This window comes from Sulfitobacter sp. F26169L (assembly GCF_026410285.1).
Classification (GTDB): Bacteria; Pseudomonadota; Alphaproteobacteria; order Rhodobacterales; family Rhodobacteraceae; genus Sulfitobacter.
This window is the reverse complement of the sequence record NZ_JAPMLP010000004.1, coordinates 1-16,301: the sequence shown is the minus strand read 5'-3', so window position 1 is coordinate 16,301 and position 16,301 is coordinate 1. Positions and strand designations below refer to the sequence as shown.

The window sequence follows — 16,301 nt, the reverse complement described above, 5'->3', positions numbered from 1 at the left end:
ATCTAGAACGTACTGGAAGCCAACGGGTATCCGTAGATTTTAGAGCCCGCAACGCCGACCGCATTGCGCAAGGTCTGCTGGCGGATTGCACATTCGACCCGATTCAATCCCAATTCTGAATTCAACTCGATCAGTTCAGCCTTGCGGTTGTAGTACTCTTCCTCGTTGTCCAGCAGTTCCGACACCTCGCGCGTTCCCAGATCGAAATACTGGCTGCGATACAGGCTGCGCGTCTGGACAAGCAGCGATATCTGGCGCTGCAACATGCTGGATTTCTTTCCGGCGGCTGCTATCTCGCGTTTGAGCTGTCCGACATCGAGCGCGATATCACGGCGCGCGGCGCTGACACCGGCCTGCGCGCCTGCGCTTTTGTTACGTGCGGCATTGGCGCGTGCGGTAAGCGCACCACCCTGCAACAGATCCGAGTCGATGCCCACGTTCATCCCGACAGAGATGCCGCCTGTGCCCGCCTTGTGACGCGCAAGCGGTTCAATGTAGGCGCGTGGCAGACGCGCGCGTTCGGCACTGGCAAGATCAAGCTGCGCTTTCGCCAGCTCCAGACGCGCCTTGCGCAATTCATCCGAGTTTTCAGCGGAGGAGCAGGTACCAACCTTTAGCGCTGGTAACCGGCCACCGCGCGACTGGCCGCTTAACCGGGCCAGCCGGTCACGGCCCTCGGCCAGCAACAGTTCTGTGTCGTGAACCAGAAACTCTGCCGCCTGAAGGCGCTTGCGCGTTTCCAGAACGTCCGAAGACGGGGCCGCACCGATGTTGTGCCTGTCAGACACCATCTTTTGCAGATTACGCATCGCTGCCAGCTGCTTGCGACGCACATCCAGTATCTGCACATTCTTGCTCACGGCGTCATAGGCCTCAAGCACTTCGAAAATGGCTGTATCAACCGACTGCTGGAAGGTGATGTAATTGATTTGCAGATCAAGATCGGCGGCTGTCACCGCGCGTTTGGTTTTGCCGAAATCCAGAATAAGCTGGCGGCCTTCCAGATCGATGTTGGTGTCTTCTTCGCCTGCATCCCCTACCCCGCCGTTGATCGACAGACCAAGACTGGGGAATATCACCGCGCGCTGCACACGCACTTCATCCGCGCTTGCCGACACGCGGCTGGCCGCCTCGCGGACCGAAGGGCTGAGCAGCAGTGCATTACGGGACACCGTTTCAGGGCTGCGGCCTTCGGCGGGCGTCAGCGTTGGCAACCCTTCCGCCTTAGCGGCAATTGCGGCTTCTGAGCCATCAGGTTCGGGCAGGCTACACCCGGCGAGAAACGCCAGACCCAGCGTCAGTCCGATCACGTAACCCCGTGAGGGCCAAGCTGCGAATTTCCGGCTCATCTTGTTCTAATTAACCTTACCAAGTACGATGTTCTGGCACTGTGGGCGGCGCCAAACAGTGCCGGCAACCTTGTCATCCGCATCGAAATAGACGCGATACTGACAGATGAGCCTGTTGCCCTGTGGCAGCCGGAACGAAACGTTGAAATTCCACGATCCATCGCGGTACGCAGAAACAGGCTGTCCCACCGCCTTTACAAGCTGCAATTTCGTGCTGCCAATCGCAACGCGGCGCACCTGCGCAACGGTACGCGGCGTTCCCTCCCGGACAAATGTTGCGTCCATATCAGGATATGCACGGGAAACGCGGGGGAACGATCTATCCGGCCCGAGGACGTTGAGTTCGGTCACATCGGCGATGGCAGGAGCAAGCGGGTAAAGCCCGATCACAGCCGCGCCAATCAGCATCGCGAAATATTGCTTCAACATCTTCATTCGATCACCTCGATACTTGTTACGGATACGCGCAGGGTGGGGAGACTTCAAGACATGCAACCTCGCTATTTCACCGCTCCCGCAATGCTTCTTGGGCTCGGTTGAACGGCTTTACGAGATACTGCCAAACGGTCTTTTCACCGGTTCGGATATCTACCGTTGCGATCATTCCCGGTACGATCGGAAACTCCTTGCCGTTTGCATTGGTCAGGTTGTCGGAGCGCGTACGAATATAGACGCGGTAATAGACCTGTTCGGGCTTCACCTCATCGCGCACGGTGTTGGGCGAAATGGTGACAACTTCGCCCTGCATGCCGCCGAAAATCGCGTAATCGTAAGCAGATATCTTGACCAGCGCTTCCTGCCCCGGATGGATAAAGGCGATGTCACGGGGTGAAATACGTGCTTCGATCAGGAGCTGGTCGTCGATGGGAACGATCGTCATCAGCTGCCCGCCGGGCGGGATCACACCACCTATTGTGGTCACGGCGACATCTTTCACAACACCTCGCATGGGAGCGCGAAATGTCAGCCGCGACAACTGGTCAGTCCGGCCCCGCACAATGGATGCCTGCACGGCGGCATCGGCATTTATGCGCTGCAATTCTTCACCCGCCTTTACGCGATAATCCGCCTTCAACCGCGCGATCTCAAGCCGTATTTCTGCTGCTTCGCGCTGAAGGCGAATCAGTTCAACACGGCTTGCCGCACCCGATGCTTGCAACCGCTCGGTGATTTCGAGCTCTTTTTCCAACAGCACAAGCCCCTCGGTAAGGCCGGCGAGGGCTTCGTTCAGGCTGGCCTGACGCGCACGGAAAAGCGCGGTTTCGTTATCGCGCAGGACATCGAATGCCTCACCATCCAGCGCGGCGGGAAATGTAATTTCGTCGGCATCCTCAATCTCGGCGCGCAAACGCGCGGAGGTTGCAATCGCGGCGGAGTATTTCGCCGCTGCTTCCTCGACGTTGGAGACAGAGCGGGTTGGATCAAGCTGTGCCAGAATTTCATCCGCATCCACAACACTGCCCTCGGTCACGGCAAGTGATGCCACAATCCCCCCCTCAAGGGACTGGATCACCTGCTCACGCGAACTGGGCACAACGGTGCCCTGCCCGCTCGACACCTCGACCAGCGGAAAATACCACGCCCACGCCAGAAAAACGCCAAGCATCAGGCCGACCAAATAGACCAGCCTGCGTTCGCGCCGCATTGTTTTTTCACCGGACAATCCGGCAGAGAATGCATGCGCCGATGTCATTGCGCTGCCTTTCCGGCGCGCAGGTTTGCGATCACCTGATCTTTGGGTCCATCCATCACAACCACACCGTCGTTTACAACAATCAACCTGTCCACAATGCGCAACAGCGCGGGGCGATGTGTAGCGACAATCAGGGTTGTGTCCGTATCCAGCGCGCCAAGGGTGTTAATTGCGGTATTTTCGGCAACCTCGTCCAGCGTCGCTGTGGGTTCATCCAGCAGCAGAACACGCGGATGGCGCAGCATCAGGCGCGCCAACAGCAGGCCCTGGCGTTGTCCACCCGACAGCCCCAATCCGCCCTCCTGAACCATATGGTCCAGCCCTTCCGGCAATTTTTGAACAAAATCCGCCAGTGCCAGACCGGCCAAAGCGCCCAGCATTTCCTGATCTGTTGCGGCAGGCGCGCCCAAGCTGAGGTTTTCGCGCAATGTGCCGTGAAACAGCCGCGCGTTCTGCCCCATATATCCGATGTCACGGCGCAGGTCGGCAGGGTCCACCAGACCCATCGACACGCCGTCGATCCTGATATCGCCCTCAAGCGGTTCAAGCAGCCCCGCAAGGGCCGACAGCAGTGTGGATTTGCCAGCACCATTGCGGCCCAGTATCGCGATGCGCTCGCCCGCCGCGATCTTCAACGCGGGAACACGCAGCACCGGCGTTTCGGGATCATGCCCGAACACGGCACCTTTCAGGGTAAAGTTTCCCTCAATCACCGGCTTGTGGATACGCCGCGCGCCTTCGGGCGTATCGACGGGCAGTGCCAGCAACTTATCAAGTGCCTCCCGCGCAACACGGGCCTGCTGCCAGCGGTTGATGATCTGGGTCACCGACGCCAGTGGCGCCAACATCCGCGAGGACAGCATGGATGCAGCGACCAAAACCCCTGTGCTCATCTCGCCTGCCATCACCAATGGCGCACCGAAATACACCACCAGCGCAAAAACGCCGCCCTGCACTGTCTGTGCCCAGCTTGATAGACGGTTCACCAGATCGCGCAGTTGCATGGATGCGCCCGATGTCACTTCGGTATAATGGTTCCACAAGTTCTGGAAACGCCCCTCGGCTTGTAGCGATTTGATATCATCAAGACCCTGAACCGTTTCGACCAGCATCGCACCGCGCAGCGAACTTTCGCGCGAGCTGGCCTCGGCCAGTTGGCGCAGGCGTTTCTGTGCAAACAAACCTGGCAAGATCAAAAGCACCATCGCCACCAGCGGAATCCAGACAAGTGGCCCTGCGATGTAATAAAACAGGACGCAAAACATGAAAAAGAACGGCAGGTCTGCCATGGCCGTGATCGTGGTAGAAGCCATAATCTCGCGGACATGCTCAAGCTCGCGGATTTGTGCGATGAACGTACCCGTTGCGCGCGGGCGCGAGGTGTTGCGCACCCGTAGTGCGTGACCGAACACCTTGTCGGATACCCGTAAATCTGCGTTTCGTGCCGCACCGTCGGTGATCCGGCCCCTCGAAAGCTTCATCAGAAACCCGAACAGGACAGCGACCATCACACCGCCAAACAAGACGTGCAAAGTCGTCATTGACTGGCCCGGAACAACGCGATCATAGACCTGCATCGAAAACAGGATGCCCGCAAGCGCCAGCACATTGGTCACCAGAGAAGCAAGCATCACCGCGCGGTATGGCTTTAGATCGGCCAGCACGATGCTGCGCAGCCAGTCAGGGCGCCAGGGCGCGATATAGTCATCAATCCGGCTGTCGGCAACGTCGGCTGCGGGGCGCAGGACAAACAGACGCTTCAGTTCACTTTCCAGCGGACCACGGCCAAGGGTCGTGCGCAGCCCCTGATCTCCGCTGAATGCGACGGTGAAACCGTCCTCTGTTTCAGCTTCGACCACGCCAACCTGACCATCGCAAAATTCCGCAAGTAACGGCAGACGCATGGCCGAAACAGCACCGGAGCCAGCTTGCGTTTCTTCCACCAGCAATCCGGCTGAACGGGCCAGACGGCGCAACTGGTCCTGCTTGCCTGCCCATGCCAGATCAAGGCGTAATTGTTCGGGCGAAACGGCAATCCGGTAATGCGCCGCGATGCGCTGCACAGCAGACATCCAGTGCTGGCCGGTGGGGGCCGCCTGAACGTCGGGCGCTTCAACTGGCGTTATGTCCGAATTTGCCATGTCTCTCCTGATCCATCCCCGAGCCTTACGCTCCTGCTGGCGTACCGATGCCCGCACACCGGTATTGGTGCCGTTTTCGGCTTACGGACGGTGCTGCTGATACGTTTACCGCATTTCAACACCATCCGTAATTCCTCTTAGCTGTCAAAAACCAATCCGTCTTGCGGATCTTCTTCCCATGTCCGGCTGGCGATAAAGATACCATCACCCGTTTCGCTACCACGGTCTGTCTGCTGCGTGCCAGACTCTGGTCCAGAGCGTGATTGTGGGAGCAACGCAACCAGATCGTCTTCCGGCGCGCCGGTGATCAGGTCATCCAGCGTCAACCCGTCCGGTGCCTCGCGTGACGTGTCCGCCTCCGGTTCGTCGGCTTCGTCCAACGATGCAAGGTTGAACGGCTCGGCGCTTGAAATCATGCGCGGCAGCGATGTCGGCACTTCGTTTACCTGCACACCACCATTGATGTTCAACGTGACCGTGGTTGCACCGGGACCGGTGCCGATCGTGCTTGTGTATATGACATTTGGCCCGGGCGACAGCTGCCAGACATCCGACAGGTTCACGATGTCGTCCGACGAACCGATGATCGTCAGCTCCTTGTCGCCGTCGGTCATTGCGGCGACCTGTGCAGGGGTCAGCACGTTGATCACGTTGGTGCCAAGAACGCCCAGATCCAGCGTTTCCACATTTGTCAGGTTCGTGGCCAGCGTGACGCCGGTCAAATTCTCGCCGTTACGGATCATGATCGTATCATCACCCGCCAGCCCGTTTATCGGCTGGCCGGTCCACAACAGGGAGTTGTCAGCAGATGTGGCAAGCTGCGGCGTGATGCTGGCCGTGATGTTGGTTGTGACAGCGGGCGTGGAGGTGCTGGTTGCTCCGGCGGGGTCGGTCGGGGAGGCATCCACCGTGACGGCGGAAATCCCGATCTGAAGGCCCGACGTAGCCGCATCCTGATCTTCCAGCGCATTCACCGCCTGCAAGAAGCCCAGATTATCAATCATCGTCTGGGTCAGCCCCGTAATCGTATAAGATTTGGTGCCGGCATCATACGTGACATTATCCTGCAACTGGGTTGTGCCGTTATAGATAGAGGCATGTTCACCCAGCCCTGTCACCACAATCGTTGCGGTTTCAAGGTGTTCATCCGGAGCCGCCACGACGGAAGCATCCACCGCATCGTTGATCGACGCGTTGAGGTTGAATGGCACAATTTTGTTACTCTTGCCGAAGGTGTTTGTCGGCAGAAGTTCAAGACCGTCTGCGACAGGGGCAACCGTGACTGGATCAAGGGCGATGATATCCGTACGTTTTTCATCCAGAAGGATTTCACCGCTGGTGACCAGCAGTTCCAGTCCGTTCAATGTGCCGCTCCAGTTTTGTGGCGGCTGGATAGCGATATACGGCGGCAGAGGCTCGTTTTCTCCGGTCAGCACCCATGTGTTCAACCCGCCCGAACCGCCGGCGTTACTGGAAACTTCCGCAAGTTGAGCATCCGACGCGCTTGTGCCGGACACGACAAGGAATCCTTCGGGTACATTGCCCAGCAGGATCGAGACAAGCTCTTCGGATCCGTCTGCGCCATCGACCAGATCAACAGACAGGCCAAGCAACCTGATAACCGACGTCTTCTCGTTGTCGTTCACTTCGTCGCCGGATGAAGGTGCGGTTGTCAGCAGGACACCATCATTGCTGGCATCAATCGCCTGGGTTTCTGAATTGGACGATACGATCACATTCGGCGTGCCGCCTGTTTCGTCGCCTGTTTCGTTGTTCTGCACAAAGGCGTCTACGGTGATGCTGCCCACGCCGGTGGTTGCCGGTGTAAACACCAGATCGACCGGCGTGTCATAGCTGACACCCGGAATGACATAATAATCACCCGTCGCAAGGCCGGTAACGCCGCTGACCGTTTGCGCAGCGTAGGTGGTTGATCCGTCCGCGTTGGTCAGCACTCCGCCTGTCGGGCCGGGATTCTGGACATCGATTTGCAGATAGAGGTTGCCATCGATAATCACCCCGTCGCTACCGTCTGCGGGGTTGGTGACAAGAACGCTGATCGGGATTTCCGTATCGCTCTCGACAACACTGCCATCAGGTCCTGAACCGTTGAAAGTAACTTCGATGGTCGCTGGATCTGTTATGGGGACGACCGGAATAACCGGCGAAATCGTTTCTTCCTCAACGCTGGTACCCCCGACCACAGATGTCGTCAGCGTTGCGTTCATTTTGAATCCCGGTGTCAGCGGGCCTGGTGGGTCCGTGATGGTCGATTCATTGTTATTGTCGTTGGAGTTTTCCGGCAGCGTGATCGTGATGCCTGCCAGAAGGGCATCAAGCGCCGCCTGCGCACCACCCGAGCCGGCCGTTGTCGAAGCAGTCCACGTAAGAACGCCGTCAATGACCGTGGTGGTCATGCCGGATACAATTGTCCCCGCGGGAAGGTCGGTCAGCTGAACAGTCATCGTGTTCGCCGTTGTGCTTGTCGCGCTTACGGTACCATTCAGCATTGTCGACAGCGCAAATGGCCCGTCTTCCGCCGCATCAGCACCGGTATAGGACCAATCGACAATCGTCGCCGGTGGCTCGCCGGTGTCGGAGCCGGTGAAGTCACGGTCCAGCGTCCAGCTTACTGTGTCGGACAGTACATCGGTGACTGCATCAGCCTGATCGCCGCGGTCCTGTACCTGAACACTCATGCTGATCTGTGACAGGTTTTCACCCGCACCGATCTGGTCACTGACGATAAAGTTCACATCGATTTCGGTTGTCGGATCAATCGATTTTGTATCCGCACCATCATACACCAGCAGCCAGGTAGTTGTACCGACAATCTGGGCATCTTCAACGGTGACGCCAACAGGCACATCGGTGATCAGCACACGAATAACCCGCTCGCTGCCGTCGTCATCCGGCGATGCTACGTTCAACCGCACAGTGATTGTGTCCGCAGTTTGAAGCGCCGCTGTATCAGGCGACGCGTCATCGTCGGGAACCGCATCGGAGACTATCGTTGTAGCGGCCAAGCCGGAGATTGCAGTGATCGTAACGTCAGGCGCGTCCGTGACGGGCGTTGCCGTCAGCGCAAAATCAACAGATTTGAATTCGGACGTTACCGGCGTCGAAGTTGCACCTGTGCCGAAGGGCTGGTCACTGCCAAATTCCTGATCGGTAACCTGATAGAATATCTCGACACTGCCCAGATCGCCGTCTGCCTGTGGCCCCGCACGGGCGGACAATTGTGCCGCCTGCGCTGCCGACAGTTCGTAATACTGCGTTCCGTCACCAGGATCGGTGTAGATGGTCAGCCCTAAAGCCGGATCGGACAGGGCAAACCCCGTGATCCCGTCATAAAGCGTGTAACCACCCGAAACACCGGACACGACGGTCGAAACATCATCGACACGGATACGCACCGCCGAAATCTGCTCGTCTGTATCCCCGTCTACGTGAACGACGCTGAAGTTGATCTGCGACGTCTGATCCTCCACCAGAACCGCAGAGGCGGTCGTAACCGCCTCGGGTGACGGTGTAACGATAAACGAGACCGGAACCGCAGAACCGGTTCTGGAGTCACCGTCATTTTCAGTTGTCACTGCCGTAACATTCAAATCGACAGTCCCGCTGAAGTTAGCAGGAACAGTAATTTCGGCATTGTCAAACTGGGTTGTGTTCAATGCCCAAACCCTTGCTGCACCTGTCACACTTGGTGGCGACAGCAATGTCCCTTCTGTCAGGGAAAACCCGTCCGGCAATCCGCTGACCCGTACTGTCAGTGTTTCTGACTGGCCACCGGCATTGTTGGTATCCAGATCTTGCAACGTGACCGAAACCAGCCCGTCAAGCGCAACATTGCTGCCACCGTCAAGCGCGGCTTCGGTAAATGTCGGCAGGTCACCGGCAACCAGAATCTGCGCAACATCAGCGTCATCCGCGACCCCTTTGACAGCAACCCGCATCGGCAATGTGGCCGGCGGCGTAGATATATTGGTGATCGTCGTGCCATCAATTTCAATCTGATCGACAGAAACCGCCTCGATCGTCAGATCGAAATTATTGTTGCTGTTCAGCGGCGGCAGGATTTCCAGATCGGCGGTTTTGTCAAAATCGACAATCGTTACCATGCCACCCGTCACAACCAGCGGCGTGAGACTGCCATCGTAATATATCAATGCGCCGTCAGGGATATCCTTGATCGTAATGTTGAATGTCTCGCTGTCATCCGAACTGCTGGGCCGGATTTGCAATGGAATTCGTTGATCTTCCCGTCCCGCAACGCGCGCGGTCAGTGTGAGTGAGACATCATCGGCAACGGGTGCGATCACCAGCTCGCTCAGAACTGCAACACCACTTACGGCAGTTGATCCGGGTGTGCCGACACCTTCGGCATCATCATCAAAATCTTCTGTATATGCCAGCACATCAAACCTAACTTGTCCCGCAAAATCAGGCGATGGCAAAAACTCGACCGAGCCGAGAACGGATACAGGAATATCAACCCACGTTCCAGTGAATGTTACAGGCGCGGTTTTGACACCGCCTACTTCCCAGCGGAACTGCGAACCGATTGCATCACCGGGGTCACCTACCGTCACCACAGGCGTGATGCGCGCATAGGTCAGCTCGTCAGCGTCTTCGTTGTTCCAGTTTGCAGCGAAATCAAATCCCGGTTGGTTAAGCTCGAACCATGTATCTTCGGTACCGGACTGTCCTGCGGTTTTATAGTTGTAATTGCCATTCATCGTCACATCGCTACCGGCAGGGGCGGCAGAATCCACGCCAACTTGCTCGGCCACAGGATCGACGGTGATGGTCACATTGCGCGTCACTGAACTTGTGTCGCTGAATTCTGTTCCGTCGATTGTAACGGTGTCGCATGTTTCGATATCCAGTGCAATTGTCGCATCAGAACTACTGTGCGCAGGCGGTGTGATGGTAAAGCCATCCAGCACCTGTTCACGCTCAAGCTGCGTACCACCGGTGAAATTAATCGTGAATGTTTCGCCCATTTGCGTGAGGGACCAGATCGAAGCGGCAGCAGGTGCATTGACCTTCCAGTTGCTGTTGGGGCGCTCAAAGGTAACTTGTGTGATCACTTCGTTACCGCCGATTGTGCCGGATACCCTGTCAGTGACCCGAACCCCTGCAAGGAAGGCAATATCGGTGTCTTCGTTGCCTCTGGAATTTGTGGCACTGACTTCCCCTGCAACAGGCATCACGCGCAGGTTCAGAGTAACGCTGTTGTTGGTTGTGTCTGCCTCGGCTACGCCAGCGCTGTTGTTCGGCGCGCCCAGCCAGCCATCGCTGTCATAGTCCTGCGTCCTGATTTCAACCTTGATGTTCTCAAGGTAGCCACTGACGTTACTGGCAGGCCTGATCGTGATCGGCGCAAAACTGTCGATCTCGCCGGTTTGGCCAGCGGCACCTGACCGCTCGTCCAGCGTGATACTTGCACCATTCGCTACCGTTTGTCCGCTCACAATAATGCTGTGGCCGGAGTCATTGGTGATGACGATCTCGCGCTGTTCGCTGCCATCCAGATCGACAAACGTCGCGTCCAGCAGATTGGTGAGGTTGAATGTCGTATCCTCAAGGATCGTGACGTCAGCCACGGTGTTGCCACCGTTATAATCGATTGGCGCGGTGATGTTTGTGCCACCTGTTTGCGTGGTATCAAATACCAGCGCGGCATCATCTGTGACCGCCTGAACATTCACCTCGACATCAACAGTTGCAGGTGCCGAAGCGGCTCCAACCTGATCTCCTCCGGCATTGACCTCATAGCTGCGAACACTGGCCGTAACCGTAAAGTTGGCGGATGCATGCTCTGGCGGCAGAACTTGAAGCGCCTCGTATTGCGCGGCGGTCAAGGTAAGATCGCCTGTAGCACCGTTTACTGTGACACCCGTGTCAGAGAGAACAACGGTTACTGCACCTCCGGTAAGCGTAACCGGGATCTCTACGCCACTACCATCCAGCAGCTTTGCACCTGCTGGCAGTCCCGTTAGTGTGATCGCGCCAATACGCTCGGGCCGCGGGTTGTTGCCCGTACCGGTCCCGTCATCTGTAACCACTGGCTGCTCCAGTCCCAGCGGAACAGCCGAATCTTCCAACGTGTTAATCGCAGCATCAACGGCGCTGATTGTCGGTTCATCCGCGATAGGCGTTACTGTGACATTTACCGGTGTTATGGTAATTGTCGCACCATCCGCTGTGACGAATTCAAATGTCTCGTCACCGCTGAAATTTGGCGCTGGTGTATATGTGATAGAACCATCCGGATGGACCGTAACCGTGCCATTTGCGGTGCTGTAGGTTCTCACGCCATCCGCATCGGTAGTAAAGGTCAGCGGCACACTGCCTTGGGAGATAAAGGTATTGCTAGCAGTTCCGTCAGCAGAGGTGTTCATCGAGAAACTGCTGTCTTCATCAACCGTCACATTAATGGGGGCCGCGCTTGGCGCGTCATCATTTACCGTGATTGTAAATGTATCGGGGTCCGTATCCCCGTCATTATCCGTCACAGTGACATTAAACGTCAGATCAAGCGAGGTAGCTGCGCCATGATCAATCGCCCCGAGCAGGGTGAACGTATAGCCAGCAGCTGATGCGGTCGGGTTTGTCAGATCAAGGGTGAACACACGGTCTGCGGGATCGGTGCTGGTGCCACGATACGCGACGAGATTCCGGCCGGAATTGGTCAACGCATAGGTAACCGTTTCACCACCTGACGTCAGAACCGGCAGATTGGCGACACCGCCAACCAAAGCAGCCGCGAAAGGATCATTCCCCGGATCAACATCCAGAGAACCGGTAACTGTCAAGGCAGTGGCATTAATCGCTGTACCATTGGGCAGATTTGCCTCGCTCACCGTGTTATCATCAGGATCACCGATGGTCGGTTCCGTATCGTTGACGGCAATCGATTGTGTCGCGGATGCCGGTGACACATCATCGTCAAAATCAACCGTGCGATAGGTAAAATCGTCGGTCAGGGTCAGATCATTGCCCGCAGCGATGTTATGGTTTGCAGACAACAGCGGCGTGTAGGACCAATCGCCATTCGCCTGAACAACCAGCGCGCCATACTGTGTATTCACGGCAGCTGCGCCAGGGGTTCCAGTTTGCGTAATTCCGTTGCGGTCCGTGTATTCAAAATCATACACCCGCGCAGGCGCACCAGACGCATCATCCGCGCCCAGCGTATCGTTAAGCAACAGATTGGTGCCGGTAAATGTGGCGTCACCTTCGGTCACCACCACATCAGGATCGACGGAAGGCGCCAGAGGTTCGTCATCCACGACTTCAAATGTCGCAGTCCCTGTGACAGCCGAGTCAATATCACGCACCTCGTACACCACATTCAGCGGTGGTGGTGTTATTGCAGGATGATCCAGCGGGCCGGACAAAGTTGCCTTGATCGTTTGCTGCAACCCCTGTGGATCAGTTGCGTTTGCGATCTCCAACCGGAAGATTTCATCGCCCCCTGCCCCTGCTGTGGCGATCAAGGTGTGCCCGTCTGGCGAGATATCGTAAACAAGCGTGGCTCCACCCGAAGTGAGTGTGCCCAGCCCCGTCTTTGTCGCCTCTGTGAACACAACATCATCAATGGCATCCGGTCCTTTGATGATCCCCATTGACGTTGCCGCAGTTTCAACAACACCAGTGGTCAGACCAGCCGACCCGGCATTCGCCAGATTTGCCTCATCCAGCGATAGCGCAACTGTGCCTGTCGCCGGATCTGTATCCGTCACGATAAGCGTCTGCGTACCCTGAACCGATTGCGTGCCGTCATTGTCAACCAAGACATAGCTAAAGCTGGCGTCATCCGCATCTGCGCCGTCATGGTCGATGCTATCCACAGGAATAAACGTCCATGCCCCGTTCGGGTTAACAGTCAGCGTGCCGGTCAATGTTTGAACAGTCTCTGCATTTGCATCGGTAAATTCAAATGTAGCCGGATCACCTGATGTATCGGTATAGGTGAAGCTGAAAACTGTTGCCGGACCATCCTGCACTTGCGTCGTGGCGACGATTAAATCACCGGACAGACCTGTTGGATCATTTTCAACGACGCTCATCGGGACATCAGCGTCCGGAACCGGCGCTGTATCATCAATCGAAATCGGCTGGGCGACGAATGGAGTCACATCGCCGTCACCATCAATCAGGGAGTAGCTGAACGATCCGTCCACAGGTGCATTCCCCGTGTGGGTGATCCCTGTATTCGGCGTGAAGCTCCACCCGCCGTCCGCGTTAACAGACAGCGATCCGTATTGCGTGTTGAACGGCCCTGTTCCGGTAGCAGGCGGCGTGATTGTAATGATCTGCGGATCGCCGTTGATATCATTGTAGGATATCTGATGCACTCGCGCGCCATCTGCACCCAGCGTGTCATTGTCCAGCAGGTTAATGCCACCTGCACCGGACCCGACAGGACCGCTACCCTCGATCACGCTGATGCTCGCCTGCGCAACTGCGGTCGGCGCATCGTCCTGAACAACTACGTCAAACGCTGTATCCGCGCTGTCACCGTCTCCGTCTGTGACCGTTACATCAAAGGGCAACGTAAGGTCGTTCAGCAACGTCGTTCCTGAGCGATGATCAAGCGGCGCAAATTGTTCATAGGAGTATGAGGACTGATAGCTGTTCGCCGATGTCGGCTGTACAAGCGCGACAGTGAAAACGGTCACGCCGGCCGCGCTGGCTGTAATCAATCCATCACTCACGCTATAGGTGAGCGGATCCCCCCCGCTATTCAGCCCCAACGCCACCAACGCTGTTTGGGTGCTGGCAAAGGCAATCTCCACTGGCGTTCCGTCACGATCCGCACCCACCTCGACCCCGATCGTCTGCGTAGCGGTCAAGGTTGCACCCGATGTCCGCAATCCGGTTTCATTAACCGTCGTAGATGGGGTCGCACTGACTGTGGGGCCGTCATCGGTAAAGACAAAGCGGTCGCCGATGTCCAGGATACCCGATGCGGTATCCGTATCGTTATCACGGTCCGTCACGGTTACCGTGCCATTCAGCCAAACCAGATTGCGCGCCAATGCAATGGTCTCGCTGTTGCTGGAAGTACTGCTGTGATCAATCGTGCCCGTCTGGTTTAGCGTCACATCACCGTTTGCCGCGACTTCTATGGTGAAAATCGTGTTAGTCGTCAGGACGTCCGCTGCCGAAGTGGCAGTAGCCCCCACAACCTGACCCCCGATCAGATAAAGCGTGATCGCAGCACCTTCACTGCTTAATCCTGACGATACAGATGTTCCATTGCCCAATAGGCTCAACTCATAGGCCCAAACCTCAGGGTTGGTGGCCGCCAGTCCATCATTCCCAAAATCGATATTAGCTGTCAAAGCTCCGGCAAAGTTAGCTGTCGCCGTAGATGTTCCCGCGAGAGTTTCTGCGTCCAGCGTCGTCAAAAAAGGTAATGTAAAGCCGGTATCCGGGGCCACATCCGCAACCGGCAGATCGTCCACCAGGCTGATGCGCGCGCCGATCGGCGCGCTTTGCGTTACCGCATCGCCGTCACCGTCGCGCGCCTGCACCTGCAGCAGCACCGCGCTGTCCGCCAGTGTGACCGCATTGGCACCCGCGCCGTCAGGATGCTCAACCGCGCGCAGCTGCTGCATCTCGATCGTGCCCGTCGCCGCATCACCCACCGTGAGCCGCAGCACTTCGGGGCCCGTATCGCCCCCCGCGCGCCCCACAACAACGCCGCCCTCCAGATACAGCAGCACCGGATCGCCGCTCGCCATATCCGTCAACCCGCTGTTAACTCCTGCTGTGCCAACCTGTAGACTGTACAACAAAGGAGTCGTTGCCGCCGCGCCATCCGCGCCCATCTCCACATCAAACAGATCCGCAAACCCCTGCGACACAACCATCCCTAGCGCCGCATCAGACGTCACAAGCGCCGCCGCCGATGTCGTGTCCACGGTCACAACCGGGATGTCATCCACAACCGCGATCTCCAGCGTGCCTGTGGCCGCGTCACCGTCGTTGTCCGTCAGCGTGATCCCGAAACTCTCGAACAGCGTGTCCCGCCCCGTGCCGGCGTGATCCTCGTTGTTGCCCAGCGTGTAGGTATAGCTCACCTCGCCCGTGGCCGCATTGTAGCCCGTGATGCTCAGCGTGTTGCCCAAACCACCCGTCATGCTCAGCGTCGAGGTCAGCGCGCCGTCGCGGATCACCGTCACATCCGGCTGGCCCGTCTGCGACAGCACAAGCGCTGCTATCCCGTCAAACGCATCCAGCGTGAAGCTGCCGCTGCCCGTGCTGTCGCCGGCACCGACACCGGTACCGGTGGGCAGCCCGCTCTCGTTCACCAGCGCATCACCGCCATCCGCCTGCGCAGCAAGCCCGCCCAGCGACACACCCGCATCGCCCAGCGATACTGTCAGCGTCGCCGTCGCCGTATCCCCGTCGCCATCCGTCAGCGTGTAGCTGAACACATCATCCACACCCCCCGCCGTGTCCGGATCGCGCTGATAGCTGTAGGTCCCGTCCGCCGAGAGGCTCAGCGTGCCGTACTGGCCCGCGATGGTCGCATTGCCGCTGGCCGGAACCGCAACCGTAACCGATCCGAAGGCAACCTGTGTCACCACAGCACCGTCCGCGCCCGCGTCATCGCCGCCCGCACCACCGGTATTGCCCACGCCGCTGATCACATTGCCCTGCGCCGGGCCGCTTTGGAGCGGCGCAATGGCAGTCGCGTCATCCACCGCAACCGGCAGATCGTCCACCAGGCTGATGCGCGCGCCGATCGGCGCGCTTTGCGTTACCGCATCGCCGTCACCGTCGCGCGCCTGCACCTGCAGCAGCACCGCGCTGTCCGCCAGTGTGACCGCATTGGCACCCGCGCCGTCAGGATGNCCGGATCGCGCTGATAGCTGTAGGTCCCGTCCGCCGAGAGGCTCAGCGTGCCGTACTGGCCCGCGATGGTCGCATTGCCGCTCGCCGGAACCGCAACCGTAACCGATCCGAAGGCAACCTGCGTCACCACAGCACCGTCCGCGCCCGCGGCATCGCCGCCCGCACCACCGGTATTGCCCACGCCGCTGATCACATTGCCCTGCGCCGGGCCGCTTTGGAGCGGCGCAATGGCAGTCGCGT

5 protein-coding genes are annotated in these 16,301 nt (G+C 57.9%); all 5 read right to left on the bottom strand.

Annotated elements, in window-relative coordinates:
* Positions 1-2: 2 nt before the first annotated feature.
* Positions 3-1,349: a TolC family protein gene (locus tag OS189_RS09255; protein ID WP_267167028.1), complete on the bottom strand. Its 1,347-nt coding sequence runs from the start codon at positions 1,347-1,349 to the stop codon at positions 3-5.
* 6 nt (positions 1,350-1,355) lie between these two features.
* Positions 1,356-1,784, bottom strand: a complete 429-nt coding sequence (gene bamE, locus OS189_RS09250; RefSeq protein ID WP_267167027.1) for an outer membrane protein assembly factor BamE domain-containing protein — start codon at positions 1,782-1,784, stop codon at positions 1,356-1,358.
* 70 nt (positions 1,785-1,854) lie between these two features.
* Entirely contained in the window at positions 1,855-3,042 is a 1,188-nt protein-coding gene (locus OS189_RS09245; RefSeq protein ID WP_267167026.1) for a beta-barrel domain-containing protein, read from the bottom strand.
* Positions 3,039-5,183, bottom strand: a complete 2,145-nt coding sequence (locus OS189_RS09240; protein ID WP_267167025.1) for a type I secretion system permease/ATPase — start codon at positions 5,181-5,183, stop codon at positions 3,039-3,041. Before OS189_RS09240 ends, OS189_RS09245 begins: the two co-directional genes overlap by 4 nt.
* 137 nt (positions 5,184-5,320) lie before the next feature.
* Entirely contained in the window at positions 5,321-16,012 is a 10,692-nt protein-coding gene (locus tag OS189_RS09235; RefSeq protein WP_267167024.1) for a beta strand repeat-containing protein, read from the bottom strand.
* Between the last annotated feature and the right edge of the window lie 289 nt (positions 16,013-16,301).